Below are 24,963 nucleotides of genomic sequence, written 5' to 3' on the forward strand. Positions count from 1 at the left end.
AACCTACTTTCCGTTCAGACGATCCCGCAGCAGCTTGCCGGTCTTGAAGAACGGCACATGCTTTTCTTCGACATGCACGGATTCACCGGTGCGCGGGTTGCGGCCCACGCGCGCGTCGCGCTTCTTGACGGAAAACGCGCCAAAGCCGCGCAGTTCAACCCGGTCCCCCCGCGACATGGCGGCGGTGATCTCTTCGAAGATCGTGTTCACGATCCTTTCGACATCCCGTTGATACAAGTGTGGGTTTTCGTCTGCGATCTTCTGAATCAGTTCTGACCTGATCATTCCAGCAATCCCCCCCGCGCGGTTTTTTAGCGTCGCAGTTCCTTTGGCCCGACTATAGGAAGAAAAAGCGGCTACGGAAATAGCCGCGCACGGGCTTTGCGGAAATTCTGACGCGATTTCAGGGCGATTCCGGGTAGGTCTCGCACCCAGACCGGATTATACGGCGCGGCGCAACGGCTTGGCACGCTTTTCGGCCATGCCATGATTCGGGCGCCGGGGAACGAAAAAAGGCCCCGCGCGGGCGGGGCCTTTCAATGGTTTCCATGTGATGCGCAGGGCTGCGATCAGTCGTCGTCGCCCTTCAGCGCCGCACCCAGGATGTCGCCCAGCGATGCGCCCGAGTCGGACGAACCATACTGCTGCACGGCTTCCTTTTCCTCGGCGATTTCGCGCGCCTTGATCGACAGGCCCAGACGGCGGGTCTTGCTGTCCACGTTGGTCACGCGCACATCGACCTTGTCACCGACCTGGAAGCGCTCGGGGCGCTGCTCGGCGCGGTCGCGCGACAGGTCCGAACGGCGGATGAAGGATTTCATGCCTTCGTATTCCACCTCGATGCCGCCATCCTCGATCGCGGTCACTTCGACGGTGATGACCGAGCCGCGCTTCACGCCGCCAACGGCCTCGGCGAACTTGTCGCCACCCAGCGCCTTGATCGACAGCGAGATACGCTCTTTTTCCACGTCCACTTCGGTGACGACGGCTTTGACGACATCGCCCTTCTTGTAGTTCTGGATCGCGTCTTCGCCACGCTCGTCCCAGCTCAGGTCGCTGAGGTGAACCATGCCGTCGATGTCGCCGTCGAGACCGATGAACAGACCGAATTCGGTGATGTTCTTGACCTCGCCCTCGACCTCGGTGCCCTCGGGGTGCGTTTCGGCGAACACTTCCCACGGGTTGCGCATGGTCTGCTTCAGGCCCAGCGATACGCGGCGCTTGGCCGGATCGATTTCCAGGACCATGACGTCCACTTCCTGGCTGGTCGACACGATCTTGCCGGGATGCACGTTCTTCTTGGTCCAGGACATTTCGCTGACATGGACCAGGCCTTCGACGCCCGGTTCCAGTTCGACGAACGCACCGTAATCGGTGATGTTGGTCACGCGGCCGGAATGCACCGAACCCAGCGGGTACTTGGCGCCGACCAGATCCCACGGATCATCTTCCAGCTGCTTCATGCCCAGGCTGATGCGGTGGGTGTCCTTGTTGATCTTGATGACCTGCACCTTGATCGTTTCACCGATCGACAGGATTTCCGACGGGTGGTTGACCCGGCGCCATGCCATGTCGGTGACGTGCAGCAGGCCGTCAACGCCGCCCAGGTCGACGAACGCACCGTATTCGGTGATGTTCTTGACCACGCCGTCCACGGTGTCGCCTTCGTTCAGCTTGCCGATCACCTCGGCGCGCTGTTCGGCACGGCTTTCTTCCAGGATGGCGCGGCGCGACACGACGATGTTGCCACGGCGGCGGTCCATCTTGAGGATCTGGAACGGCTGCTTGAGACCCATCAGCGGGCCGGCGTCGCGCACGGGGCGCACATCGACCTGGCTGCCGGGCAGGAACGCCACGGCGCCGCCCAGATCGACGGTAAAGCCACCCTTGACGCGGCCAAAGATCGCGCCTTCGACGCGGGCATCGTCGGCATAGGCTTTTTCCAGGCGGTCCCAGGCTTCTTCGCGGCGGGCCATTTCGCGGGAAATGACGGCTTCGCCACGGGCGTTTTCAGCCGCGCGCAGGTAAACCTCGACCTCGTCGCCGACGGTGATTTCGGGGGCTTCGCCGGGATTTGCGAATTCTTTCAGATCAACGCGGCCTTCCATCTTGTAGCCGACGTCGATGATGGCCTGGCCCGCTTCGACTGCGATGACCTTGCCTTTGACGACAGAACCCTCTTCGGGTGTGTCCATTTCGAAGCTTTCATTAAGGAGGGCTTCGAATTCCTCCATGGATGCGTTCTGAGCCATGTGGCGTCTATTTCCTTTACGTATCGGTTTATCTGGCCGTGCGGTTGTCTCCGCCGGTCTTGGGTTGGTCATTTGGGCCGCCGCAAAACAAAGAGGGCCGGTGCGTCCCGACCCTGCTCGATCTCTTTGTTATAGCGGCATGAATGCCGTGTCGACGCGCGGTGTTTAGCGAAGGCAGGCCAGCATGGCAAGGGCTTTGCGCGCTTTTCGGCCAGTGCGGCGGGATATGGCTGACCATCGCCAGGCACCGGCCGCAGGGCCTCTTTCGGCCCCGGCGCAGTCGAAGGACGTCAGCAGAACCGTTCCGGCCCCACCCATTGCCCGGCGGAATAGCGGTCGCCATGGGCCCAGCCAACGGGCAGCACCGCCTCGATCCGCGCGATGTCGTCGCCCGACAATTCCAGCGTCACGCCCTGCACCAGTTCGCGGAAATGGCTGACCGAGCGGGTGCCGGGGATCGGCACCACATGGTCGCCCTGCGCCAGCACCCACGCGATCGCCAGCGCGGCGGCGGGCACACCCATTTCCGCGGCCAGCGCGCGGAACCGGTCGGTCGCGGCCAGGTTGGCGGCGAAGTTCGGCGCCTGGAATCGCGGGTTTTCGCGCAGGAACGGCAAATCGGCCACCGCTTCGGCGTTTAGCGGGGTGTCGGTCAGCAGCGACCGGCCCACCGGCGAAAAGGCCACCAGCGCCACGCCCAGTTCGGCGCAGGTCTGAAGCAGGCCCAGTTCGGGCGCGCGGGTCGACAGCGAATATTCCGACTGCACCGCCGCGACCGGATGGACCGCATGCGCACGCCGCAGGCTCGAGGGTGCGATCTCGGAAAAACCGATGCTTTTGGCCTTGCCCTTTTTCACCAGCGCGGCCAGCGCTTCGGTCGCGTCTTCGATGGGCATCTCGGCCTCGCGGCGGTGGATATAATAAAGATCCACGCAGTCGATCCCCATCCGCTCTAGGCTCTGGTCCAGTTCCGCCTCCAGATGCGCCAGAGAGTTGTCGAATTTCCGGTTGCCCTCGGCATCGCGGGTGATTCCGCCCTTGGTGGCGATATGCAGGGTGTCGCGCGCGCCCGGATTGTCCCGCAGCCACGCGCCGATTGCGCGTTCCGACCGCCCCATCCCGTAGATGTTCGAGGTGTCGATATGGCGCACGCCCAGCTCCATCGCGGCATCCAGGATGGCGTAAGAGTTTTCCTCGGTCGTCGGACCATAGAATTCGGCGAAACTCATCGCGCCCACGCCAAGGGCGGATGTGCTCAGCGGGCCGATCTTGCGGTTGGGCAGGGTCATGTCATGCGCTCCTTCATTGCCTGGTCCACGGCCGCGATGGCGGTGGCCACGGCCTCGTCTATGCTCAGATGCGAAGTATCGAGTTCCACCGCGTCGTCGGCCGGGCGCAGCGGTGCGTCGGCGCGGCCCATGTCGCGGGCGTCACGCTCTTTCACGTCTTCCAGAACCGTGGCGAAATCCGTCTCGACACCTTTCTCGCGCAGCTCGCGATAGCGCCGTTCGGCGCGCACTTCGGGGCTGGCGATGACGAACAGCTTGGCCTCTGCCTCGGGGCAGATCACCGTGCCGATGTCGCGCCCGTCCAGCACAGCGCCGCCCGCCCGGCGGGCAAAGGCGCGCTGGAAATCCACCAGCGCCGCGCGCACCTCGGGGATGGCCGCGACCTTGGACGCGGCCTGCGCCACGTCCGGCGTGCGCAGGTTGCCCGCCTCGAGATCCGCGGCCGTCAGCGTCCGGGCCGCCTCGACCGGATCGGCCCCCGCCAGGTGCCGTGCGCCCACGGCGCGGTAAAGCAGCCCGGTATCGAGATGCGCAAACCCGTAATGCGCGGCCACGGCCCTTGAGATGGTGCCCTTTCCGGCCGCGGCGGGCCCGTCGATTGCGATGGTGAAACTCATGGCATTCCCCTGCACGGCGGTGCTGGCAAAACCACTAGCAAGCCATCGGAAGAATGGAAAGTGACCCGCGTCTTCAGGCTGGCCAGAGAACCGTGGCGAACCCCGCCACCGTTTCCACCGACCAGATCAGCGATGCGCCGACCGCCACGGCAAAGCCCATGACGAACACGAAGCGAGACAGCCGCGAGCGTTGTGCGAAGGATTGTTCCAGCCGCGTGATCTCGGCCTCGGTGCGGTCGCTCAGGCGGCGGAAAAAGCCGTGCGACAGTCGGCCGATTGCATGATCGGCAACGATGACAAACCCCGCGACGATCAGGAAAACCGATCCCATCGCCTCACCGCCGATGGCAAACAGGGCCGCCACCGACATCGCCAGCGCCCCGAACAGGAATCCGAGCGGAAAACTGAATGCGATCAAGAATCTGTCGTACAGCGTCATGCAACCATCCCGGTCTGCCACAGGGCTGGAATACAAGCGAAATGCGGCCCGTTTTTGACCCGCTGGTGAAAAGAAGTGTCCGGCGATGCGGCGCGGTTGTGGCTCAGGCAGGCCCGATATCCGCGCCCAGATCGGTCATCAACGTGCCGAAAACCGGAAAGGACGTGGCGATCGGCCCGCCGTCATCCACCGTCATGGGCGCGTCCGAAGCCAGCCCCAGAACCAGGAACGACATGGCGATCCGGTGGTCGAGATGCGTGGCCGCCGTTGCGCCGCCCGGCACACCAGCCGCGCCGCGCCCATGCACGATCCACCAGTCCGGCCCGTCCTCTACCTCGACGCCCGCGGCCCGCAGCCCGTCGGCCATCGCGGCGATGCGGTCGGATTCCTTCACGCGCAACTCCTTGACGCCGCGCATCTCGGTCGCGCCTTCGGCAAAGGCGGCCACCACCGACAGCACCGGGTATTCGTCGATCATGCTGGCCGCGCGCTCGGGCGGCACCGCGATGCCCTTCATGCCCGGCGAATGGCGCGCGCGCAGGTCGGCCACGGGTTCGCCGCCTTCCTCGCGCAGGTTTTCGAATGTCAGGTCCGCGCCCATCTCCTGCAGGGTGTAAAACAGCCCCGCCCGCGTGGGGTTCAGCCCGATATTGGGCACCAGCACGTCCGATCCCGGCACGATCAGCGCGGCGCAGACCGGAAACGCGGCCGAGCTGGGGTCGCGCGGCACCACGATGGTCTGCGGGCGCAGCTCGGGGCGCCCGGTCAGGGTGATGACCCGGCCCTCGTCGCTGTCCTCGGTCACGATTTCCGCGCCGAACCCCGCCAGCATCCGTTCGGTATGATCGCGCGTCGCCTCGCGCTCGATCACCACGGTCTGGCCCGGCGCGTTCAGCCCGGCCAGCAGCACCGCCGATTTCACCTGCGCCGAAGGCACCGGCACGGTATAGCGCACCGGCACCGGGTCGGCGGCGCCCACGATGGTCATCGGCAGCCGCCCGCCCGAGCGCCCGACCGCCTGCGCGCCGAACAGCGCCAGCGGGTCGGTCACCCGCGCCATCGGCCGCTTGTTCAGACTGGCGTCGCCGGTGAAGGTCGCAGTGATCGGGCAGGTGGCCATCGCCCCCATGATCAGCCGCACGCCGGTGCCGGAATTGCCGCAATCGATCACCTCGCCCGGCTCGGCGAAGCCGCCCACGCCCACGCCGTGCACATGCCATGTGCCGTCGCCGTCGCGCGTCACCTCGGCCCCGAAGGCCCGCATCGCCTTGGCGGTGTCCAGCACGTCCTGCCCTTCGAGCAGGCCGGTCACGACCGTTTCGCCCACGCTCAGCGCACCAAGGATTAGCGCGCGGTGGCTGATCGACTTGTCGCCGGGCACATGCGCCTCGCCGCGCAATCCCTCGCTGCGCCGCGCAATCATCTTCTGGGCCGGACCATGTGCGGACATCGCATACCTCTTTCCTGACGTCGCCAACCCTCTAGCGCGCCGACCGGGCAAGGTCCATCGCCCTGACCTGCATCATGCCGAAAATACGCACGCGCGGCCCCGCCGCCCGCCGGGCTGTCACTGCAGCTTGATCACGTCCGGGCTGATCGTCAGCATGTAACCCTCGCGCGATACGTGCCGGATCAGAAGCTGGCTGAGCAGCTGGTTGCCCAGATGATCGCGCAGCCGCTTGATGCGCGTGGCACCCCCGGCCTCTTCGCAGTCGATCGAGGGCTTGCCCGAAATCGTGGCCTCCAGCTCCACCCCCGATATGATCTCGTCGTCCAGCCGCGCCTCGCACAGCACCGACAGCGTTTCCAGCGCATTGTCGGTCAGCCCGAATTCCATGTTGTTGATCTCGACGATCTTCTGCTCGCGGTTCAGCACGAGCGAGGTGATATGCAGCCCCGACCGTTCGATCTCTAGCAGGCGCTGGTTCAGCGCCGCGTTGGTCAGCAGGAAATAGAGCGACGACAGCAGCAGGCAGAAGGCCAGCACCAGCAGCACAAGGATGATCAGCCGGTAGGACGAAAGAACCTCGGCAAAGGTCGTGCCGGATTGCCCCAGAACCATCAGCAGGTTGATCTCGTTGGGGTTCACCAGCGCGTCGTTTTCCTCGAATATCTGGGCCACGCGGTCGTTGAACACGTTGGCGTCGGGCAGGCTCAGAAACATCGCGACCGCCGCGGCGACCAGCGCCACCAGAACGAACATGCCGCCCCAGACCACCAGCTTGCGCGGCGGTCCGAACCTTGCCGCGCGCCCGTCATCTCCTGCCATCCGCCCGATCCCTTCGGCTGTTTCATCCCGACCATAGGCAAGCGCGCGGGCGCTGCCAATCGCCCTACACGCGATTGTAATTGGGGTTGGCAAGCCGCCGCGCAGGCGGGAATGTGCGTCCACCGCCAAGGGGGGGGGAGTCGCATGAACAGGCAGGTGATCGTGATCGGTGCGGGCATCGTGGGTGTGGCCACCGCGCTCTGGCTGCAGCGCGGCGGAGCGTCCGTGACGCTGGTCGACCGCGACGGGCCTGCCGCCGGGGCGAGCCAGGGCAATGCGGGCCTGCTGGCCGCCGCCGCCGTCCTGCCCAATTCCGAGCCGGGGCTGATATGGCGGGCGCCGCGCATGGCGCTCGACCCCGATCAGCCGCTGTTTCTGCGCTGGTCCTACCTGCCGCGCATGGCGCCGTGGTTGTGGGGCTTCATGCGCAGGTGCAACGCGCGCGACACGGCCCGCATCGCCGATGCGCTGGCGCCGCTGGTGCGCGACACCTACGACCAGCACCGCGCGCTGGCCGATGGCACCGGTGCCGCGCGCTACCTGCATCCCTGCGATTACGTCTATGCCTACCGCGACCGCGCGGATTTTGCCGCAGGCGCGGCGGGCTGGGCCATGAAACGCGCCCACGGCGTCACATGGGACGAAATCGAGGGCGCGGCACTGGCCCGCTGGGATCCGTTCCTGTCGCGCTTCGGCTTTGCCGCACGCATGGGCGGGCACGGACGCATCAGCGATCCGGGCGCCTATGTCACCGCGCTGGCGGATCATTTCCGCGGGCAGGGCGGGCGTGTCCTGCGGGCCGAGGCCACGGGCATCGCCACCGAAAACGGCCACGTCACGGGGCTGCGCGCGGGCGGCGAGACTCTGCCCTGCGACGACCTGGTGCTTGCGGCCGGCGCCTGGTCCGGCCCGCTGTTCAAGGCGCTGGGCCTGCACGTGCCGCTGGAAACCGAACGCGGCTACCATATCGAGCTCTGGGGCCCGTCTTCGATGCCGCGCGCGCCCACGATGGTGGCAGCAGGGCAGTTCGTCGCCACCCCGATGGAGGGCCGCCTGCGCCTTGCGGGCATCGTCGAACTGGGCGGCCTGCAGGCCGGGCCGTCGCGGGCGCCGTTCAACCTGCTGCGCCGGGCGCTGGCGCGCTCGATGCCCGATCTGCGCTGGGAAAGCGAGACGACCTGGATGGGCCACCGCCCGTCGACCCCCGACAGCCTGCCGTTGATCGGCCCGGTCCCGGGCGTGGCGGGGGCCTGGGTCGGCGTGGGGCACCAGCATGTGGGCCTGACAGCGGGGGCCAGGACCGGCCGCTGGCTGGCGCAACTGATCCTCGGGCAGCGGCCCAATACCGACCTTTCGCCCTATGCGCCGGGGCGGTTCGGATGATCGGCGCGCTGCATTTCGTCGCCCGGAATGCCCGCTGGGCGCTGGTGCTGGGGCTGGCGGGCGGGCTGGGGCTGCCGGGGCTTGCCGCGCAGCTGAAACCCTGGCTGCCGCATCTGGTTGCGCTGCTTCTCTATCTCACGGCGCTCAGGATCGGGGCGCGCGCCGCGCTTGGCCGGCTGGCCGAGGCGCGCCGGACGCTGGGCCTTGTGCTGCTGCTGCAATTGGCCCTGCCGCTGGCGGCACTGGGCGCGCTTTGGGCGCTGGGCCTGCGTGATCACCCTTATGCACTGGCGTTCCTGCTGATGCTGTCGGCGCCATCGGTGACCGGCTCGGTCAATTTTACGATCATTCTGGGCCGCGACCCGGCCCCGGCGCTGCGGCTGCTGATCCTGGGCACCGCGCTGTTGCCGCTGACCGTGTTGCCGATCCTGTGGCTCGGCCCCGAGATCGGCGCGGGAACCGAGGCGCTGGGCGCCTCGGCGCGGCTGCTGGTGGTGATCTTCGCAGCCGCTGCGGCCGGCTTCGCCACCCGCGCTTTCGTGTGGCGCGCGCCCGACCTGCGCACGCTCGACGGGCTGAACGCGATTGCGCTGGCGGTGATCGTGGTGGGGCTGATGGCGGCGCTCGGCCCCGCGCTGCGCGCCGATCCGGTGCCGGTCCTGTGGCTGGTCGCGGGCGTCATGGCGGTGAATTTCGGCCTGCAGATCGCCGGATACCGCCTGTTTCGCACGCTCGGCCTGCCCGAACCGGTCGGCCCCGCGATCGTTGCGGGCAACCGCAACGCGGCGCTTTTCCTGATGGCCTTGCCCGCATCGGTGACCGAGCCCTTGCTCATCCTGCTGGGCTGTTATCAATTGCCCATGTATCTGACACCCATCCTGCTGGCGCGGCTCTATGGCCGCCCGAGCCCGAAAGGAGACCCTACATGACCCTGCGCGTGGACCTCAATGCCGATATGGGCGAAAGCTTTGGCGCCTGGACGCTGGGGGACGACGCGGCGCTGCTGGACGTGGTGACCTCGGCCAATATCGCCTGCGGCTTTCACGCAGGCGACCCGAACGTGATGGCCGCGACCATGGCCCGCGCGGTGGAAAAGGGCGTCGGCATCGGCGCGCATCCGGGCTTTCGCGACCTTGCGGGCTTTGGCCGCTACCGCATGCAGGTGCCGGCGGCCACGCTGGCCAACGACCTGCGCTATCAGCTGGGCGCGGCGCTTGGCATGGCGCGTGCGGCAGGTGGCACGGTGCGGCACCTGAAGCTGCACGGGGCGCTTGCCAACATGTGCAGCGAGGACGCGGCCCTGGCGCGCGCCTGCTATGAGGCGGCGCTGTCGGTCGCGCCGGAAATCACGATCATGGTCATCGCCGGCACCGCCCAGCAACGCGCCGCCGAAGACCTGGGCTGCAATTGGGTGGGCGAGATATTCGCCGACCGTGCCTATAACGACGACGCCACCCTGGTCGACCGCCGCCTGCCCGGCGCGGTGATCCACGACCCCGACGCGGCCGCGGCGCGGGTGCTGGAGATGGTGCAGGAAGGCGCGATCATCGCCGCCAGCGGCCGCCGCATCCCGGCCCGGATCGACACGATCTGCCTGCATGGCGACACCCCAGAGGCGGTCGGCATCGCCCGCGCGGTGCGTGCGCATCTGGAAACGGCGGGCGTGGCGGTCGAACGGTTCCCGGTCTGAGAGAGGTTTCGGATCGGCTGCGCCGATCCGACCGGCCGGGGGGCGTTGCCCCCCGGACCCCCCAGGATATTTCCGGAAAGAGAAAACAGTCAGGTCAGGCGAAGGGATCGTCGGGGTATCCCACCCCCGCCAGGTAGAGCCCGTGGGGCGGGCAGACCGGGCCGCAGGCCGCGCGGTCGCGCGCCTGAAGCGCGGTTTTCACGTCTTCGGGCGCCCATGACCCCGCACCGACCCGTTCGAGCGTGCCCACGATCGAGCGCACCTGGTTGTGCAGGAAGGACCGTGCGCGCAGGTGGAAATGGATCTCGGGCCCGTTGAAGCCGGGCGCTTCGGTGATGGCGATCTCGTCCAGCGTCTTCACCGGGCTTTTCGCCTGGCAGATGGTCGAGCGGAACGTGGTGAAATCGTGATGGCCCAACAGATGCGCCGCGCCCGCGCGCATCGCGTCGATGTCGAGCGGGGTCTTCACCTGCCAGACGCGGCCCGCCTCGTGCGTGGCCGGGGCGCGGCGGGTGAGCAGGCGAAAGAGATAGCGCCGTTCGGTGGCCGAGAAACGCGCATGCCAGTCATCGGCCACGCGCGCCGCCGCGGTGATTGCGACGGGCAGGGGCTTGAGGTGATAGTTCAGCGCCTCGGACAGGCGGAACGGCTCCCAGTCCCTGGCAATGTCGCATTGCGCGACCTGTCCCAGCGCATGCACGCCGGCATCTGTGCGCCCTGCTGCGGCGATGCGCGGCACCTCGGGTTCCAGCCGGCGCAGCGCGGCCTCGACCGCGCCCTGCACGGATGGCTGGTCGTCCTGCCATTGCCAGCCCGCGAAGGGCGCGCCGTCATATTCGATTTTCAACGCGTAGCGGGGCATCGCACCTTTCCCTGGGATCGCGCGCCTTATGCCGCAGGCGCGCGCGGCGGTCTACCACGCATCGGCATAGCGCGGTCCGGGCCGTGCCGGGCCCGCTGTGGCCAAAACGCGGTCGATCACCGTGCGGGTGTCGTCGGGGTCGATCACCGCGTCGAATTCCAGCAGGCTCGCCGCGTTCAGCGCGCGGCCCCGTTCATAGAGCTGGTCGACAAGCCGCCGAAACTCGGCCTCGCGCGCGCTTTCGTCCCCGATCGCGGCCAGGTGGTCGCGTGCGCCCAGCCGGACCGCGCCTTCCAGACCCATCGCGCCGACCTCGCCGGTGGGCCAGGCGCAGCACAGTTGCGGCCGGTCGAACCCGCCGCCCGCCATCGCCATCGCGCCCAGCCCATAGGCCTTGCGCAGGATCACCGTGACCATCGGCTGGCCGAAATGCGCCCCCGCCAGGAACAGGCGCGACACATGGGCGACCTGGCCGGTCTTTTCGACCTCGGGGCCGACCATGAAACCGGGCGTGTCGCACAACGTGACGACCGGCAGGCCCCAGGCATCGCAAAGCTGCAGGAACCGCGCGCCCTTGTCTGCGGCGGGCGCGTCGATCGCACCGCCCAGATGCAGCGGGTTGTTCGCCAAAAGGCCGACCTCACGCCCCATGATGCGGGCGAACCCGGTGATCATGCCGCTGCCGAAATCGCGGCGCAGTTCCAGGAAACTGCCCGCGTCCGCCAATGTGCCGATGGCCGCGCGCATGTCATAGGCGCGGGTGCGGTCTGCCGGCACCGCGTCGCGCGGTGCACCGGTGGGCGGCGCGACATCGTCCGCCGCGCCATGCAGGCCCAGCACCTGACGCGCAGCGGCGACGGCGCCCGCCTCGTCTTCGACCAGCAGGTCGATCACCCCGTTGGCCGCCAGCACGTCGCTTGGGCCGATCTCGGTCGGGGCGACCACGCCAAGCCCGCCGCCTTCGATCATCGCGGGCCCGCCCATGCCGATGAAGCTGTCCGTCGTGGCAATGCGCAGATCGCAGGTGCCGAAAAGCGCCGCGTTCCCGGCAAAGCAATAGCCGGTGACGATGCCGATCTTGGGCCCCTTGTGGGCGGCGAAATGCCGGAACGAGGTGACGTTCAGCCAGGCCGCCATGATGTCGGCCACGTCGGTGTCGTTGGGCCGGCCGCCGCCGCCCTCGGCAAAGAGCACGATGGGCAGGGCATCGCGCGCGGCGACTTCGATTAGCCGGTCCATCTTGCGGTGGTGGTTGAATCCCTGCGTGCCTGCCAGCACCGTGTAGTCCACCGCCATGGCCGCCACCGGGCGGCCCCCGACCAGCCCGGTGCCGCAGACGATACCGTCGCCCGGCGTGCGCGCCTGCAACGCGTCCAGCGGGCGGGTGCCGCGCTGGGCGGCCACCGCGAGCGCGCCGTATTCGGTGAAGCTGCCCGGATCGAACAGGTCGTCCAGGTTTTCGCGTGCCATCCGCTTGCCCTTGGCATGGCGTGCGGCCACGACGTCAGGGCGTGCGTCATCGCGCACCAGCGCCATGCGTGCGGCGAATTCCGCCAGATCGGCGCGTTCCGCCTGCGCCTCGGGCGCGGGTTGCGCCACTTCGGCGGGCTCCAGCGTCATCAACGGCGTGCCTTGCCGCACCTCGTCGCCCACCGCGACATGCACCGCCGTCACCCGCGCGCCGAAACCGGCGCGGATATCGTGGCGCATCTTCATCAGTTCGGTCACCAGCAGCACCGCGCCTTCGGGCACGGTGTCACCTGCGCCCACGCGCAATTCGGCGATGATCGCCGCACCCTCGGCCGTCAGCGTGGTCATGGGCCGCTACATCTCTCTCGCGATGTTGCGAAGCTGGAATTTCTGGATCTTGCCTGTCGATGTCTTGGGCAATTCCTGGAACACGACATGCTTGGGCGTCTTGAAGCCGGCCAGCCTTTCGCGCGCATAGGAAATCAGCGCCGCCTCGTCCGCACTGTGCCCGTCCTTGAGCTCGACAAAGGCGCATGGCACCTCGCCCCATTTCTCGTCCGGCTTGGCCACCACCGCACAGAGCAGCACGTCCGGGTGCCCCATCAGGACGCCCTCGACCTCGACCGAGCTGATATTCTCGCCGCCCGAGATGATGATGTCCTTGGCCCGGTCCGCGATCTGCAGGTAGGTGTTGGGATGCTGCACGGCGATATCGCCCGAATGGTAATAGCCGCCCGCGAACGCCTCGGCCGTGGCCTCGGGGTTCTTCAGGTACCCCTTCATCACGCCGTTGCCGCGAAACACGATCTCGCCCTGGGTCTTGCCGTCCATCGGCACGGGATTGTGCTTTTCGTCCCAGACCTGCACCGGCTCCATGAAGGGCATGGCGACGCCCTGGCGCGCCTTGACGGCGGCGCGGTCATCGCCCTGCAACCCGTCCCATTCGCCCTGCCAGGTGCATTCCGTCGCCGGCCCGTAGGTTTCGGTCAGCCCATAGACATGCGTGACGTTGAATCCCATCGGCTCGATCTTGGCGAGCGTCGCGGGGGCAGGGGGCGCGCCGGCGGTGAACACCTCGACCACATGGTCGAAATCCCGGCGGTCCTTTTCGGGCGCGTTGATCAGCGTGTTCAGCACGATCGGCGCCCCGCCGAAATGCGTGACCTTTTCATCCGCGATCGCGTCGAAAATCGAATCCGCCCTTATGTCGCGGCAGCAGATCACCGTGCCGCCCACCGACGGCATCATCCAGGTGTGGCACCAGCCGTTGCAGTGAAACAGCGGCACGATCGTCAGATAGCGGGGATGCAGCGTGATGCGCCAGCTTATGACCTGGCCCATCGCGTTCAGATAAGCCCCGCGATGGTGATAGACCACGCCCTTGGGCCGGCCCGTCGTACCCGAGGTGTAATTCAGCGCGATCGATTCCCATTCGTCCTCGGGCATGATCCAGTCGAATTCCGGGTCGCCCGTTTCCAGCAGCGCCTCGTATTCCATGTAGTGCCCATGCGCATGGACCCCGGCATGATCGTCGGCCACTTCGATCACGATGGGGGCCGCCCCCTCCATCCGTTCGATCGCCTCGGCCGCCATCGGCAGGAATTGCGGATCGACCAGCAGCACCTTCGCTTCGCCGTGATCCATGATGTAGGCCACGGTATCCGCCTCGAGACGCGTGTTGATCGTGTTCAGAACGGCCCCGCAGGCGGGCACGCCGAAATGTGCCTCGGCCTGGGCGGGGATGTTGGGCAAAAGCGTCGCCACCACGTCGCCCGGTTTCACGCCAAGCTTCGCCAGCGCCGAGGCCAGCCGCGTCACCCGCTCGTGATATTCGGCATAGCTGCGCCGCACCGGGCCATAGACGACGGCCTCGTGGCCGGGGAAAACCTGCACCGCGCGGCGCAGGAACGACAGCGGCGTCAGCGGCACGTAATTCGCAGGCGTCTTGCCCAGCCCGGTTTCATCCTTCATCCAGCCCATCGGCTTCCTCCCTCGCAAGAAAATTGTCTGGCGCGCGGCCCGGCGGACAGAGTATTGCGCGAAGGCAGGAAATGAAAAGGCCCCGAATGACGAATCCGCAAAACGCCCCGGCCGCTGCCGCCCTGTGGATGCTGGCCGCGATGCTGGTCATCGGGTTCATCGACAATTACGTCACCGTGATCGCGCGGGAAATCGGATTGTGGCAGTTCTTCATCCTGCGGTCGGCCATCGCGATCCCGCTGGTCTGGATCATGTCCAGGCTGGGGATGGGCGCGTTCTGGCCCCGCCGCTGGTGGCCCGTGCTGGGGCGCAGTTTCCTGCTGACGCTTGCGATGCTGTGCTATTTCGGCGCGCTGGGGCTGATGCCGATCGCGCAGGCACTGGCGGGGCTGTTTACATCCCCCATCTTCGTTCTGCTGATCGGCTGGGCGGTGCTGGGCCACCGCTTCGGGCCATGGCGCGCGGTGGCGGTTCTGGTGGGGTTTGCCGGTGTGCTGCTGGTGCTGCAGCCGGGCGGGCAGGGGGTGTCAGCCTGGCTGGTCCTGCCGCTGGCCGGCGGGGCGTTCTATGCCATGAGCGCCCTTGCCACCCGCAGCTGGTGCACGGGCGAAAGCACCATCTGCCTGCTTGCCTGGATGCTGGCGATGCAGGTGGCGGTGTCGGCCCTGGTGCTGGGCCTGATCCCACTCGCCGGCCTGCAGGGCGACGGGTTCCTGACCCGCGCCTGGGTCTGGCCCGTGCAGCAAAGCTGGGGCCTGATCTGGCTGCAGGCCGTGGGCTCGGTCGCGGGGGTGTTCGGCATCATCCGCGCCTACCAACTGGCCGAAGCCAGCCATGTCTCGGTCTTCGAATATTCGGTGATGATCTGGGGCCCGCTGTTCGGCTGGGTGCTGTTCGCGCAGTCCGTGGGGTCGTGGCAGGGCGCGGGGATCGCGTTGATCATCCTTGCAGGGCTGCTGATCGCATGGCGCGGGCACAGGCTGCAAACGCCCGACCCGATCTGACCGCCGGGTCTAGTCGCCTTCCTTCAAAACCTTTTCGCGCGACGCTTGCAACCCCGCCTCGAACCCTTCGGCATCGCCGTAATCCAGGAACTCGGCATAATGGCCATGCCGCCCCTCGACCCGCGCGGCGTGCTTGATCGGGCACCAATAGGCCTCGGTCCGGCCGGCGATTTCGCGGACATAGGCGATCAGCCCGTTGGCATAGCCGCAATAGATGCAGTTCAGCTTTTGCAGACCGTTTAGATATTGCAGGTGATGACGGTCGATGCGGATGTGGTCGCGGCGCCGGACGCGGGGGATGCCGTAGACCGGGAAACACACCGCCTGATAGATCGTCACGAACAGGTCCAGAAGCGCGAAAGGCACGATCATCGCGTAGATCACCGGCGCGGTCAGCACCACCATGGGCCGGGTCTGGCGCAGGAAAGTACCCAGACGCACCCGCATTTCCCGGTGCCGGCGCCGGGCCTCTTCCTCGAACTCGACCCGCCCGTGGCGCAGGCTGTAGCGGAACGCCTCCCCCCGGCGCGAGATTTCTTCTTCCAGCTCGTCCTGCAACGCGCGGATGCGGGCGATCAGCGTTTCGGCGGTGATGGCATGGGCGGTCTCCGCTGGGTGGTCGGAACTACCCTAGCAGAAAATGGCGCATATTGCAGAACCCGCGGGCAATGGCGCGGTCATTCGACGGCAACGGGACCCTCTGTCGCCCAAACCAGTGGTGGCTGCGCGAAAATCGACCGCAGGCTCAGGAATATGGCGTGGGGCGACACGCTCTTGTGGCTCAGGTAGTTCACGAAATCGGTGTAGTATTCCCGATCGATTACCTTCCGCATGGATGCGCTGATCGAGCCCTTTGGCAGATTATGCCGGCAACATTCGTAATACGTCGCCACCCGCAGCCCGATCACCTCGTTGTGGTGATCGTCGAAAATGTCCTGCCGCCGGTGCGGCAACAGCGGCTCCAGCTTGTAGATGGGCTGTTTGCGGCGCAGCCAATGGCACAGCCAGCCCGCGTGCTTGAAATGGCACGGTTCTTCGCTTTCGCGGATGTTCAGTTCCATAAGGTCGCTGTCCCAGACTTCCCAAGCCTGGATCAGCTTTTCCTTGGATACATGGGCGGTGACACCGAAATTGCCGGCGATCTCGTCGATTTCCTTCGAAATCACCTCGACAAAGATATCTACGGGCCTGTTCTCCCCGTCCCCTTCACGCATGAGGGTCAGGATATCTTTCTGAATGAGGTTATAGGACATGAAACAAACTCACCGCTTACCGGACCTAGGTGATTGTCACGAAGCGTCGCTCGGTGCAAGCGGTGGATGCGATTAATCCGGCAGCGTGGCGGTTTTGATCGCCTCGGCGTCCTTTTGATCGACGTCATATGTTTTCGGCAGGCCGTTCTTGGACCACGCGGCATGGTCGGCCTGTTGCCGGTTCGACTGCGCGCGGCGCTTAAGCCACCTTGCGTGGGCCTTGTCCTTCGTGCGCGCAAGTTCTGCGTCGTCGGACCCGGTGAATGCAGAAGGTGTCAAAACAGTCTCCATCGTCAACTTACAAGCGATCGGGGCAATACTCCTGAGCGCTTGCGTTGATTCGCTACCATCAAACGAATTTATGCACAAGCGCGGCCGAAGTCGCATGAAATTGTTACGCGATGGTGTATGAAAAGCGCCACGCAGACCCGCGTGGCGCTTAACTTTTTCGGATTTCGTTCAGCCGATCGACACCAGCTCGATCGCGAAGGTCAGGTCGCGGCCGGCCAGCGGGTGGTTGGCGTCCAGCGTGACCTCGCTTTCGGTCACTTCGGCCACGGTCACCGGCATCACCTGGCCCTGCGGCGTCTGAACCTGCAGCTGGGTGCCGATATCCAGCGGGATCTCGGCCGGGATCTCGGCGCGCGGCACCGCCTGGCGGGCATTCGGGTCGGGCTGGCCATAGGCCTCGTCGCAGGGCACCTCGACGACCTTCTTCTCGCCCACTTCCATGCCTGGCATCGCCTTGTCGAGACCGGGAATGATCTGGCCGGACCCAACGGTGAATTCCAGCGGATCGCGCCCTTCCGAACTGTCGAAAGTCGAGCCGTCAGCCAGCGTGCCCGTGTAATGAATGCGGACGGTATCGCCCGGTTTGACCTGCGTCATGAATGTATCCTGTCTTTGAGGGGGTGAATTGCGAGGCCGCGTGTCTGCGCGGGTTCTCATGCGTCGCGGGCGATCCTATCCCAAAGGCCCGGAAGGCGCAAACAGGTCCGTTCGCGCGCTTTTTGCGCTTTTCCAATCTTTTTCCCCGTGCCAGTCTGCCCCCGTGAACAGGAGGGTGGCATGGCCATAACGACATGCGTATTCGACGCCTACGGGACGCTATTCGACGTGTCCGCCGCAGCCCGGCAAGCCGCTGAAAGCCCCGGTGGCGAGAAACTGGCCGAACACTGGCCGCAGCTGGCGGCCGACTGGCGCGCCAAGCAGCTGCAATACAGCTGGCTGCGCGCGATCACCGGCGATCACACCGATTTCTGGACCGTCACGCAGGACGGGCTGGACTGGGCGCTCGAGGCGCAGGGGCTCGATGGCGATGCCGCGCTGCGCGACCGCCTGCTGGCGCTGTACTGGCAGCTTCAGGCCTACCCCGAGGTGCCGCAGATGCTGACCCGGCTCAAGGAAAACGGTTTTGCCACGGCAATCCTGTCCAATGGCAGCCCCGACATGCTGGCCGGCGCCGTGCAGTCCGCCGGCCTCGAAGAGGTGCTCGACGACGTGCTGTCGGTGGAAAGCGTCGGCATCTTCAAGCCCGCCCCGCAAGTCTATGACATGGTGCTGCAGCGGTTCGGCGTGGCCAAGAACCACGTTCTGTTCGTGTCCTCGAACGGTTGGGATGCGGGCGCGGCGGCGGCCTATGGCTTTGCCACCGTCTGGGTCAACCGCGCGGGCGAACCGGTCGACCGCCTGCCCGGCCGCCCTGACCACATCCTGAACGATCTTGCCACCATACCCGAACTCGCGAGGGGCTGATGTCCGATTTCACCACGTCCGACGGGCTGCGGCTCCATTACGAAGACGAAGGCACCGGCCTGCCGGTGCTGTGCCTGTCCGGGCTGACGCGCAACGCGCGCGACTTCGATTTCGTCGCGCCGCATCTGGGCCACGCGCGCCTGATCCGGCTGGATTACCGCGGGCGCGGGCAGTCCGACTGGGCAGATCCCGCCACCTACACCGTTCCGCGCGAGGCGCGCGATGCACTGGAGCTGATGGACCACCTCGGCCTTCAGAAGGCCGGTGTGCTGGGCACGTCGCGCGGCGGGATCATCGCCATGATGCTGGCCGCCACCGCCCATGACCGGCTGCTGGGCGTCGCCATGAACGACATCGGCCCCGTGCTGGAACCCGCCGGGCTCGATGTCATCATGGGCTATCTCGGGCGCGATCCCGGCTTTGACGATTTCGACAGCATGGCCGCCGCCCGCAAGCAGGCGATGGAGCCCACCTTTCCCGGCGTGCCGCTGGAGCGCTGGCGCAAGGAAGTGACGCATACCCACACCGAAACGGCCGATGGCGTCAGGATCAACTACGACCCGAAACTGCGCGACGCGGTGATCGCGGCGGGCGCCACCGGTGCGCCTGATCTCTGGCCGCTCTACGATGCCATCGCGCCCTTGCCGGCGGCGGTGATCCACGGCGTCAATTCCGACATCCTCAGCGCGGCGACCGTCGACGAAATGGCCCGTCGCAACCCCGACCTGATCGTCGCGCGCGTCCCCGACCGCGCGCATATCCCTTTCCTGGACGAAAAACCGGCCCTCGAAGCCCTGCAGGCGTGGATCGCGAAAATGCAATGAACATCGACATGATCCATGCCGCGAACGGGCGGCTCGCCGGGCAAAAGCGGGTCACGCCGCTCTTGAACGCGCCACTGCTCGACCAGCTTGTCGGGCGCAAGCTCTACGTCAAGGCCGAGTGCTTGCAATTCACCGGCAGCTTCAAGTTCCGCGGCGGGTTTTCCGCGGTGTCCGCGCTCGATGCCCGGACCCGCGAAAGGGGCGTCATCGCCTATTCCAGCGGCAACCATGCACAGGGCGTGGCGCTGGCGGCGGCGATGCACGGCGCGCCTGCCGTCATCATCATGCCCGCCGACGCCCCCGCGATGAAGATCGCCAACACCCGCGCCTACGGGGCCGAGGTGGTTCTGTATGACCGCGCCGGCGGCGAAAGCCGCGAGGAAGTGGGCGCAAAGCTGACCGCCGAGCGCGGCATGACGCTGATCAAGCCCTATGACGAGCCGCAGGTGATCGCCGGGCAGGGCACGACCGGGCTGGAAATCGCCGAACAGGCCGCCGAGGTCGGAGTCGAGGACGGCGACGTGCTGGTCTGCTGCGGCGGCGGTGGTCTGACCTCGGGCATCGCACTGGCCCTGGCCGCCGAGGCGCCGGGCCTGCGCGCGCGTCCCTGCGAACCCGAAGGTTTCGACGACGTCGCGCGTTCGCTCGCGGTCGGCACGATCCAGACCAATGACCGCCCCTCGGGCAGCATCTGCGATGCCATTGTCACCCCCGCACCGGGCGAGCTGACCTTTCCTATCATGCGGGCGCTGTGCGGGCCGGGTATGGTTGTCACCGACGACCAGGTGCTGCGCGCCATGGCCTTGGCCTGGCAGCATCTCAAGATCGTTGTCGAACCGGGTGGCGCCGCGGCGCTTGCCGCGGCCATCTTCCACGGCGACCGCATCGAAGGCGAGGCGGTGATTGCCGTGGCGACCGGCGGCAACGTCGATCGCGCCATGTTCACCCGCGCGCTCGATACGCTCGAAGGCTAGGCCGCCCCGCGCGGGCAGTGGTAAGGAATTTCCGTATAGGCCGGTCTCCGGTTCCGTGGCATCCTGTCGTCACTTTTCACATGACGAGGGGCAGCATTTTTCGCCCCCGAGGGATATTTCGATGGATGTCTTCCTGACCTCTTCGCGGGTCTTTCTTATCGTATTGGCGGCTGCCGGTTATGCGCTTGCCGCCATCGCGATGAAGCTCATGGCGCAATCCGGCACGACGCCCCCGTTCATGGCGCTGCTGGCGGTCGTCTTTTTGGTGATTGTCCTGGCCGAGGTGCAGCTTTTGCGCCAGATGGACCTGTCCAACGTCTACATCGCCATCATCGCGGCCGAGACACTGATGGTCCTCGGTTACGCGCTCTGGGCTGGCGAAACACTCACCGCCCGCGAAATCGCTGGCGGAGGGCTGGTGATCGCCGGAACGATCCTGGTGGGGGCGTAGGGGCAAACCCTTAACGACCGCGCGGTTTTCAGGCGAAACCGTGCGGTCCCGTCCGGGCCGGGTGGATTTGGGGTAGCATGATACCGGGTTGACGAAACCCTGCGGCAGCGCGCGCCGATAACCCGCGCGGTTCTGGGCGCGGATCGCGCGATTTCCGGTAACGTTTCGTTCAGAAGCGCGCGATTTCACGGCGGAACCGCGCGGTTAACCATTTAAATCGGGTGGGTCGGTCAGGTTCGGCGCAGCCGGATCACGACGTCGACAGCCGCCACTTCGGCCCCTTCGGGCGCGGTCGGCAGGCGTTTGATTTCCAGCTCTTCGCTCGGGGCGTCCTGCAACGTGCCGCTGTCCTCCCAGAAGAAATGCGGATGGTCATGGGTGTTGGTGTCGAAATAGCTTTTCGTCCCGTCCACCGTGATCTCGTGCAGCAATCCGACCTCGCAGAACGCGCGGAGCGTGTTGTAAACCGTTGCCAGGCTTACTTTTTCTCCACTGTCGCGCACATCTGCGAACAGGCTTTCAGCGGTGACGTGCCGATGGTTTCCATCCCCGACGAGAAGCGCCGCCAACGCCACGCGCTGCCGCGTCGGGCGCAATCCGCCCCCGGCCAGCCAGTCGGTTCCGCGTTCGAGATGCTGCTTGGTCACGATCATGCCGATTTCCCCTGTTCAAACGGTAATATAGGGGCTGCACCCGGGGGATTTCAAACGAAAACACCGCAAAACCCAACGCCCATTGCCGCAACGCAACATCCCAGCCACTTGCAGCGCGCCGCGGCAGGGTGCTAGAGGAGGCGCAACTTTGGGACACGACAGAAGGACGCGCCTGCATGGCCAACTATCCGAGCAGCTTCGACAAGGAAGACCTTTTGAAATGCGCGCGGGGCGAGCTTTTCGGCCCCGGCAACGCACAGCTGCCCGAACCGCCGATGCTGATGATGGACCGCATCACCGACATCTCGGAGGATCGCGGCGCACACGGAAAGGGCCATGTCGTGGCCGAATTCGACATCACCCCCGACCTGTGGTTTTTCGAATGCCACTTTCCCGGCAACCCGATCATGCCGGGCTGCCTGGGCCTGGATGGGCTGTGGCAGCTGACCGGGTTCAACCTCGGCTGGCGCGGCTGGCCGGGGCGCGGCTATGCGCTGGGTGTGGGCGAGGTCAAGCTGAAAGGCATGGTGCGACCGGACCGCAAGATGCTGACCTACAAGGTGGATTTCACCAAGGCCGTGCAGACCCGCCGCCTGACCATGGGTGTGGCCGATGGTATCGTCGAGGCCGATGGCGAAGTGATCTATGAGGTCAAGGACATGAAAGTGGCGCTCAGCGAAAGCTGAGCGGCTTAGGCGCATGGAATTGCCCCCCTGTCCCGAGTGCGGCTCGGCCTTCACCTACGAACTCGACGCGCTGCTGGTCTGCCCGGAATGCGGCCACGAATGGTCCGCGACCACGTCCCAGGACGACGTGATCCGCGACAGCGTTGGCAACCCGCTCGCCCATGGCGACACGGTGACGGTGATCAAGGATCTCAAGCTGGGCGGCACCTCGTCCACGGTTAAGGTCGGCACCAAGGTGCGTAACATCCGCCTTGTGGCGGGCGATCACGACATCGATTGCAAGATCCCCGGCGTCGGCCAGATCGGTCTGAAATCGCAGTTCGTGAAGAAAGTGACCAAGTAGCAGCGCGTCATTCGCCTGTTTACCGGTTCTGAACCAATGGCGCGTCAGGGTGGGCCATGCCCAACTATCGACGCCCACGGGTCGCGGGTGCGACCGTTTTCTTCACTGTCTGCCTTGCCCGGCGGGGCAGCACCTTGCTAACCGACGAAATCCGCATCCTGCGCGAGGCGGTGCAGGTCACCCGCGACCGGCGCCCGTTTCACATCGACGCCTGGGTGGTGCTGCCCGACCACATGCATGCCATGTGGACCTTGCCTGAAGGCGACAGCAGCTATTCCCAACGCTGGGGCGCGATCAAGGCACGGTTTTCCAAGAATCTGCGCCTTGCCGGGCGCGCGCCCGAAGCCGCGCCGCTGTCGGTGCGCGGCGGGGTGAACCCCGCCCTACGCAAGGGCGAAACGGGCATCTGGCAGCCCCGTTTCTGGGAGCATCACATCCGCGACCGTGAAGATTATGAGCGCCATCTGCTGCATTGCCTGACAAGCCCGGTGAAACTGGGTCTGGCCGACTCCGCCGTGGACTGGCCCTATTCTTCGATCCACCGTGACAGGCGGGCCGCGTGACCCGTGCCGGTAGGGCGGGGTTTACCCCGCCGCCGCCTTCCCTGCTTGCACCTGACCGCCCCCATGCCCTACACAGTCCACGGACACATGAAGGGAGGCCATATGCGCCGCGTCGTCGTAACAGGGCTGGGCATCGTTTCCAGCATCGGCAACAACGCCGAAGAGGTTCTGGCCGCACTCAAGGCTGGCAAATCCGGGATCACCGCCAATGAGGCGATGAAAGAGCACGGGTTCCGCAGCCAGATCGCGGGGGACGTGAAACTGGACGTCACCGAGCACGTGGACAAGCGCACGCTGCGTTTCATGGGACCGGGTGCCGCCTATGCCTACATCGCCATGGGCCAGGCGATCGCCGATTCCGGGCTGGATGACAGCGACATCTCCAACCCGCGCACCGGCCTGGTGGCAGGGTCGGGCGGGCCGTCCACATCCGCGATGCTGGCCGCACACCAGACGGTTCTGAATTCGGGCAGCCCCAAGCGGATCGGGCCGTTCGCCGTGCCGAAATGCATGTCCTCGACGATCAGCGCGAACCTGTCGACCGCCTACAAGATCAAGGGCATCAACTATTCCATCACCTCGGCCTGCTCGACCTCGCTGCATTGCATCGGCAACGCGGCGGAACAGATCATGATGGGCAAGCAGGACGTGATGTTCGCCGGCGGCGGCGAAGAGCTGGACTGGACGCTGTCGTGCCTTTTCGACGCGATGGGCGCGATGAGCTCGAAATACAACGACACGCCGGAAAAGGCGTCGCGCGCATTCGACGCGAACCGCGACGGTTTCGTGATCGGTGGCGGCGGTGGCATCGTCGTGCTGGAAGAGTTGGAACATGCGAAGGCGCGCGGCGCCAAGATCTATGCCGAGGTGACGGGCTATGCCGCCACGTCGGACGGGCATGACATGGTGGCCCCCTCGGGCGAGGGGGGCGAGCGCGCGATGCGCCTGGCCCTGCAGACGCTGTCCGAGGATCGCAAGGTCAGCTACATCAACGCGCATGGCACATCGACCCCGGTGGGCGACGTGGGCGAGATCGAGGCCGTGCGCCGCGTCTTTGGCGACGGCCAGACCCCGCCCGTCAGTTCGACCAAGTCGATGACCGGCCACAGCCAGGGCGCCACCGGCGCGCAGGAGGCGATCTATTGCCTGCTGGCGCTGGAACATGATTTCATCATCCCCTCGATCAACGTCGAAACGCTCGACCCGGCGCTGAAACCGTCCGAGATCGCGACGGCGCTCGTCGAAAATGCCGGGCTCGACTCGGTTATGACGAACTCGTTCGGCTTTGGCGGCACGAACGGGTCGATGATCCTGTCGAAATTCCGCGAATGAGGCGAGCATGACGAAACCGATGGAGGGCAAGCGCGGCCTGATCATGGGGGTGGCGAACGACCGCTCCATCGCGTGGGGCATCGCCAAGGCCATGGCCGAAGCCGGGGCGGAACTGGCCTTTACCTACCAGGGCGAGGCGTTCGGCAAGCGGCTGGAGCCGCTGGCCGAAAGCGTCGGAAGCGATTTCATGGTCGATTGCGACGTCACCGACGACGCAACGCTGGACCGCGCCTTTGCCGAGCTGGCCGAGCGCTGGCCGACGATCGATTTCCTGGTCCACGCCATCGCCTATTCCGACAAGACGGAACTGACCGGGCGGTTCATCAATACCAGCCGGGCGAATTTCAAGAACTCGATGGATATCTCGGCCTATTCCTTCATCGAGGTGGCGCGCCGTGCCTATCCGTTGATGAAGGAAAACGGCGGGACGCTATTGACGCTGACCTATCAGGGCAGCCAGCGGGTCGTGCCGAACTACAACGTGATGGGCGTGGCCAAGGCCGCGCTCGAGGCCACGACGCGCTATCTGGCCAATGATCTCGGGCCCGACGGCATCCGGGTGAACGCGATCAGCCCCGGCCCGATGAAGACGCTGGCCGGCGCGGCCATCGGGGGCGCGCGCAAGACCTACAAGCATACCGAGATGAACGCGCCGCTGCGGTCGAACGCGACGCTCGAGGCGGTGGGCGGCACGGCTGTCTGGCTGGCCTCGGATGCGGGAGCGTATACCACGGGCGAGGTGATCCTTGTCGATGGCGGGTACCACGTGCTGGGGATGCCGCAGCCCGAGAACCTGTAAGACGATTGTGCGCGCCCCTGGCGCGCGCTTTGTGTCTCGGCGCGTGCCGCGCCTCGGGATGCCTCCGGCGGGAGT

The 24,963-nt window shown here is 66.1% G+C and carries 28 protein-coding genes; 13 read left to right on the top strand and 15 right to left on the bottom strand.

Going from position 1 to position 24,963, the window contains the following annotated elements; all coding sequences use genetic code 11:
• Positions 1-3: 3 nt before the first annotated feature.
• The 7 genes from ihfB to BLT50_RS07755 form a co-directional block, all read right to left on the bottom strand.
• Positions 4-285, bottom strand: coding sequence for an integration host factor subunit beta (gene ihfB, locus BLT50_RS07725; RefSeq protein ID WP_090028089.1), 282 nt, complete (start codon positions 283-285; stop codon positions 4-6).
• Between the two features lie 284 nt (positions 286-569).
• The gene (rpsA, locus tag BLT50_RS07730) at positions 570-2,324 is read right to left on the bottom strand and encodes a 30S ribosomal protein S1 (RefSeq protein ID WP_281241628.1); all 1,755 of its coding nucleotides are present in this window, start codon (positions 2,322-2,324) and stop codon (positions 570-572) included.
• Positions 2,325-2,542: 218 nt separating this feature from the next.
• Positions 2,543-3,541 carry an aldo/keto reductase gene (locus BLT50_RS07735; RefSeq protein ID WP_090028091.1) on the bottom strand — a complete coding sequence of 333 codons (999 nt, stop codon included), beginning with the start codon at positions 3,539-3,541 and terminating at the stop codon, positions 2,543-2,545.
• Complete coding sequence (cmk, locus tag BLT50_RS07740) at positions 3,538-4,158, bottom strand: (d)CMP kinase (RefSeq protein ID WP_090028092.1); 621 nt, start codon at positions 4,156-4,158, stop codon at positions 3,538-3,540. The genes BLT50_RS07735 and cmk overlap by 4 nt, the downstream gene beginning before the upstream one ends.
• 73 nt (positions 4,159-4,231) lie before the next feature.
• Positions 4,232-4,597, bottom strand: coding sequence for a hypothetical protein (locus BLT50_RS07745; protein ID WP_090028093.1), 366 nt, complete (start codon positions 4,595-4,597; stop codon positions 4,232-4,234).
• Between the two features lie 103 nt (positions 4,598-4,700).
• The gene (gene aroA, locus BLT50_RS07750; protein ID WP_090028094.1) at positions 4,701-6,047 is read right to left on the bottom strand and encodes a 3-phosphoshikimate 1-carboxyvinyltransferase; all 1,347 of its coding nucleotides are present in this window, start codon (positions 6,045-6,047) and stop codon (positions 4,701-4,703) included.
• 117 nt (positions 6,048-6,164) lie between these two features.
• Positions 6,165-6,866 (bottom strand): hypothetical protein, encoded by a 702-nt coding sequence (locus BLT50_RS07755; protein WP_090028095.1) that lies wholly within the window; start codon positions 6,864-6,866, stop codon positions 6,165-6,167.
• A 144-nt stretch (positions 6,867-7,010) separates the two neighbouring features.
• Between BLT50_RS07755 and BLT50_RS07760 the strand changes: the two genes are divergently transcribed.
• Genes BLT50_RS07760 through BLT50_RS07770 form a run of 3 tightly spaced genes read left to right on the top strand, consistent with a single transcriptional unit; the run spans position 7,011 to position 9,939 of the window.
• Positions 7,011-8,249, top strand: a complete 1,239-nt coding sequence (locus BLT50_RS07760; protein ID WP_090028096.1) for an NAD(P)/FAD-dependent oxidoreductase — start codon at positions 7,011-7,013, stop codon at positions 8,247-8,249.
• Positions 8,246-9,178 (top strand): hypothetical protein, encoded by a 933-nt coding sequence (locus tag BLT50_RS07765; RefSeq protein WP_090028097.1) that lies wholly within the window; start codon positions 8,246-8,248, stop codon positions 9,176-9,178. The genes BLT50_RS07760 and BLT50_RS07765 overlap by 4 nt, the downstream gene beginning before the upstream one ends.
• Positions 9,175-9,939 (top strand): LamB/YcsF family protein, encoded by a 765-nt coding sequence (locus BLT50_RS07770; RefSeq protein ID WP_090028098.1) that lies wholly within the window; start codon positions 9,175-9,177, stop codon positions 9,937-9,939. Before BLT50_RS07765 ends, BLT50_RS07770 begins: the two co-directional genes overlap by 4 nt.
• Before the next feature lie 94 nt (positions 9,940-10,033).
• On the opposite strand, the gene truA is transcribed toward BLT50_RS07770, so the two are convergent.
• The 3 genes from truA to BLT50_RS07785 are packed head-to-tail and all read right to left on the bottom strand — an operon-like array spanning position 10,034 to position 14,251.
• Positions 10,034-10,801 carry a tRNA pseudouridine(38-40) synthase TruA gene (truA, locus tag BLT50_RS07775; RefSeq protein ID WP_090028099.1) on the bottom strand — a complete coding sequence of 256 codons (768 nt, stop codon included), beginning with the start codon at positions 10,799-10,801 and terminating at the stop codon, positions 10,034-10,036.
• 51 nt (positions 10,802-10,852) lie between these two features.
• Positions 10,853-12,619 carry a carboxyl transferase domain-containing protein gene (locus BLT50_RS07780; protein WP_090028100.1) on the bottom strand — a complete coding sequence of 589 codons (1,767 nt, stop codon included), beginning with the start codon at positions 12,617-12,619 and terminating at the stop codon, positions 10,853-10,855.
• A 6-nt stretch (positions 12,620-12,625) separates the two neighbouring features.
• Positions 12,626-14,251: an AMP-binding protein gene (locus BLT50_RS07785; protein ID WP_090028101.1), complete on the bottom strand. Its 1,626-nt coding sequence runs from the start codon at positions 14,249-14,251 to the stop codon at positions 12,626-12,628.
• 86 nt (positions 14,252-14,337) lie between these two features.
• Between BLT50_RS07785 and BLT50_RS07790 the strand changes: the two genes are divergently transcribed.
• Positions 14,338-15,255 (top strand): DMT family transporter, encoded by a 918-nt coding sequence (locus BLT50_RS07790; RefSeq protein WP_245723328.1) that lies wholly within the window; start codon positions 14,338-14,340, stop codon positions 15,253-15,255.
• Positions 15,256-15,264: 9 nt separating this feature from the next.
• Here the strand turns inward: BLT50_RS07790 and BLT50_RS07795 are convergent, their stop codons facing one another.
• The 4 genes from BLT50_RS07795 to BLT50_RS07810 all read right to left on the bottom strand — a co-directional run bounded on the left by BLT50_RS07795 (position 15,265) and on the right by BLT50_RS07810 (position 17,396).
• Positions 15,265-15,813 (bottom strand): hypothetical protein, encoded by a 549-nt coding sequence (locus tag BLT50_RS07795; RefSeq protein ID WP_245723329.1) that lies wholly within the window; start codon positions 15,811-15,813, stop codon positions 15,265-15,267.
• Positions 15,814-15,932: 119 nt separating this feature from the next.
• Positions 15,933-16,508, bottom strand: a complete 576-nt coding sequence (locus BLT50_RS07800) for a hypothetical protein (protein ID WP_090028104.1) — start codon at positions 16,506-16,508, stop codon at positions 15,933-15,935.
• Positions 16,509-16,580: 72 nt separating this feature from the next.
• Complete coding sequence (locus BLT50_RS07805; protein WP_090028105.1) at positions 16,581-16,799, bottom strand: hypothetical protein; 219 nt, start codon at positions 16,797-16,799, stop codon at positions 16,581-16,583.
• A gap of 168 nt (positions 16,800-16,967) precedes the next feature.
• On the bottom strand, positions 16,968-17,396 hold the full coding sequence (locus BLT50_RS07810) for an FKBP-type peptidyl-prolyl cis-trans isomerase (RefSeq protein WP_090028106.1): 429 nt from the start codon (positions 17,394-17,396) through the stop codon (positions 16,968-16,970).
• 180 nt (positions 17,397-17,576) lie between these two features.
• On the opposite strand from BLT50_RS07810, the gene BLT50_RS07815 reads away from it, so the two are divergent.
• The 4 genes from BLT50_RS07815 (at position 17,577) to BLT50_RS07830 (ending at position 20,512) form a co-directional block, all read left to right on the top strand.
• Complete coding sequence (locus BLT50_RS07815) at positions 17,577-18,263, top strand: haloacid dehalogenase type II (protein WP_090028107.1); 687 nt, start codon at positions 17,577-17,579, stop codon at positions 18,261-18,263.
• The gene (locus tag BLT50_RS07820; protein WP_090028108.1) at positions 18,263-19,087 is read left to right on the top strand and encodes an alpha/beta fold hydrolase; all 825 of its coding nucleotides are present in this window, start codon (positions 18,263-18,265) and stop codon (positions 19,085-19,087) included. Before BLT50_RS07815 ends, BLT50_RS07820 begins: the two co-directional genes overlap by 1 nt.
• On the top strand, positions 19,084-20,061 hold the full coding sequence (locus tag BLT50_RS07825) for a threonine ammonia-lyase (protein WP_090028109.1): 978 nt from the start codon (positions 19,084-19,086) through the stop codon (positions 20,059-20,061). Before BLT50_RS07820 ends, BLT50_RS07825 begins: the two co-directional genes overlap by 4 nt.
• Before the next feature lie 121 nt (positions 20,062-20,182).
• A complete protein-coding gene (locus tag BLT50_RS07830; protein ID WP_090028110.1) occupies positions 20,183-20,512 on the top strand; it encodes a hypothetical protein in 330 nt (109 codons plus the stop codon).
• A gap of 230 nt (positions 20,513-20,742) precedes the next feature.
• Here the strand turns inward: BLT50_RS07830 and irrA are convergent, their stop codons facing one another.
• A complete protein-coding gene (gene irrA / locus BLT50_RS07835; RefSeq protein ID WP_090028111.1) occupies positions 20,743-21,165 on the bottom strand; it encodes an iron response transcriptional regulator IrrA in 423 nt (140 codons plus the stop codon).
• A gap of 176 nt (positions 21,166-21,341) precedes the next feature.
• Between irrA and fabA the strand changes: the two genes are divergently transcribed.
• From fabA to BLT50_RS07860, 5 genes are all read left to right on the top strand, one after another.
• Entirely contained in the window at positions 21,342-21,851 is a 510-nt protein-coding gene (gene fabA / locus BLT50_RS07840) for a bifunctional 3-hydroxydecanoyl-ACP dehydratase/trans-2-decenoyl-ACP isomerase (protein ID WP_090028112.1), read from the top strand.
• A gap of 13 nt (positions 21,852-21,864) precedes the next feature.
• Positions 21,865-22,194, top strand: coding sequence for a zinc ribbon domain-containing protein YjdM (locus BLT50_RS07845; protein ID WP_090028113.1), 330 nt, complete (start codon positions 21,865-21,867; stop codon positions 22,192-22,194).
• A gap of 56 nt (positions 22,195-22,250) precedes the next feature.
• Positions 22,251-22,757 carry an REP-associated tyrosine transposase gene (locus BLT50_RS07850; protein ID WP_090028114.1) on the top strand — a complete coding sequence of 169 codons (507 nt, stop codon included), beginning with the start codon at positions 22,251-22,253 and terminating at the stop codon, positions 22,755-22,757.
• Between the two features lie 102 nt (positions 22,758-22,859).
• A complete protein-coding gene (gene fabB, locus BLT50_RS07855; RefSeq protein WP_090028334.1) occupies positions 22,860-24,089 on the top strand; it encodes a beta-ketoacyl-ACP synthase I in 1,230 nt (409 codons plus the stop codon).
• 7 nt (positions 24,090-24,096) lie between these two features.
• Entirely contained in the window at positions 24,097-24,888 is a 792-nt protein-coding gene (locus BLT50_RS07860; RefSeq protein WP_090028115.1) for an enoyl-ACP reductase FabI, read from the top strand.
• Positions 24,889-24,963 lie beyond the last annotated feature (75 nt).

It is taken from the genome of Lutimaribacter saemankumensis, assembly GCF_900100005.1.
Taxonomy (GTDB): Bacteria; Pseudomonadota; Alphaproteobacteria; order Rhodobacterales; family Rhodobacteraceae; genus Lutimaribacter; species Lutimaribacter saemankumensis.

Excerpts from the sequence above, each read along its gene's own strand:
- fabB (WP_090028334.1), top strand. The coding sequence starts at position 22,860 with ATGCGCCGCGTCGTCGTAACAGGGCTGGGCATCGTTTCCAGCATCGGC.
- BLT50_RS07770 (WP_090028098.1), top strand. The coding sequence starts at position 9,175 with ATGACCCTGCGCGTGGACCTCAATGCCGATATGGGCGAAAGCTTTGGC.
- BLT50_RS07780 (WP_090028100.1), bottom strand. The coding sequence starts at position 12,619 with ATGACCACGCTGACGGCCGAGGGTGCGGCGATCATCGCCGAATTGCGC.
- BLT50_RS07860 (WP_090028115.1), top strand. The coding sequence starts at position 24,097 with ATGACGAAACCGATGGAGGGCAAGCGCGGCCTGATCATGGGGGTGGCG.
- fabA (WP_090028112.1), top strand. The coding sequence starts at position 21,342 with ATGGCCAACTATCCGAGCAGCTTCGACAAGGAAGACCTTTTGAAATGC.
- BLT50_RS07805 (WP_090028105.1), bottom strand. The coding sequence starts at position 16,799 with ATGGAGACTGTTTTGACACCTTCTGCATTCACCGGGTCCGACGACGCA.
- BLT50_RS07820 (WP_090028108.1), top strand. The coding sequence starts at position 18,263 with ATGTCCGATTTCACCACGTCCGACGGGCTGCGGCTCCATTACGAAGAC.
- BLT50_RS07785 (WP_090028101.1), bottom strand. The coding sequence starts at position 14,251 with ATGGGCTGGATGAAGGATGAAACCGGGCTGGGCAAGACGCCTGCGAAT.
- BLT50_RS07755 (WP_090028095.1), bottom strand. The coding sequence starts at position 6,866 with ATGGCAGGAGATGACGGGCGCGCGGCAAGGTTCGGACCGCCGCGCAAG.
- BLT50_RS07845 (WP_090028113.1), top strand. The coding sequence starts at position 21,865 with ATGGAATTGCCCCCCTGTCCCGAGTGCGGCTCGGCCTTCACCTACGAA.
- rpsA (WP_281241628.1), bottom strand. The coding sequence starts at position 2,324 with ATGACCAACCCAAGACCGGCGGAGACAACCGCACGGCCAGATAAACCG.
- BLT50_RS07790 (WP_245723328.1), top strand. The coding sequence starts at position 14,338 with ATGACGAATCCGCAAAACGCCCCGGCCGCTGCCGCCCTGTGGATGCTG.
- aroA (WP_090028094.1), bottom strand. The coding sequence starts at position 6,047 with ATGTCCGCACATGGTCCGGCCCAGAAGATGATTGCGCGGCGCAGCGAG.
- BLT50_RS07825 (WP_090028109.1), top strand. The coding sequence starts at position 19,084 with ATGAACATCGACATGATCCATGCCGCGAACGGGCGGCTCGCCGGGCAA.
- cmk (WP_090028092.1), bottom strand. The coding sequence starts at position 4,158 with ATGAGTTTCACCATCGCAATCGACGGGCCCGCCGCGGCCGGAAAGGGC.
- BLT50_RS07850 (WP_090028114.1), top strand. The coding sequence starts at position 22,251 with ATGCCCAACTATCGACGCCCACGGGTCGCGGGTGCGACCGTTTTCTTC.
- BLT50_RS07745 (WP_090028093.1), bottom strand. The coding sequence starts at position 4,597 with ATGACGCTGTACGACAGATTCTTGATCGCATTCAGTTTTCCGCTCGGA.
- BLT50_RS07765 (WP_090028097.1), top strand. The coding sequence starts at position 8,246 with ATGATCGGCGCGCTGCATTTCGTCGCCCGGAATGCCCGCTGGGCGCTG.
- irrA (WP_090028111.1), bottom strand. The coding sequence starts at position 21,165 with ATGATCGTGACCAAGCAGCATCTCGAACGCGGAACCGACTGGCTGGCC.
- truA (WP_090028099.1), bottom strand. The coding sequence starts at position 10,801 with ATGCCCCGCTACGCGTTGAAAATCGAATATGACGGCGCGCCCTTCGCG.
- BLT50_RS07735 (WP_090028091.1), bottom strand. The coding sequence starts at position 3,541 with ATGACCCTGCCCAACCGCAAGATCGGCCCGCTGAGCACATCCGCCCTT.
- BLT50_RS07810 (WP_090028106.1), bottom strand. The coding sequence starts at position 17,396 with ATGACGCAGGTCAAACCGGGCGATACCGTCCGCATTCATTACACGGGC.
- BLT50_RS07815 (WP_090028107.1), top strand. The coding sequence starts at position 17,577 with ATGGCCATAACGACATGCGTATTCGACGCCTACGGGACGCTATTCGAC.
- BLT50_RS07800 (WP_090028104.1), bottom strand. The coding sequence starts at position 16,508 with ATGTCCTATAACCTCATTCAGAAAGATATCCTGACCCTCATGCGTGAA.
- BLT50_RS07760 (WP_090028096.1), top strand. The coding sequence starts at position 7,011 with ATGAACAGGCAGGTGATCGTGATCGGTGCGGGCATCGTGGGTGTGGCC.
- BLT50_RS07830 (WP_090028110.1), top strand. The coding sequence starts at position 20,183 with ATGGATGTCTTCCTGACCTCTTCGCGGGTCTTTCTTATCGTATTGGCG.
- ihfB (WP_090028089.1), bottom strand. The coding sequence starts at position 285 with ATGATCAGGTCAGAACTGATTCAGAAGATCGCAGACGAAAACCCACAC.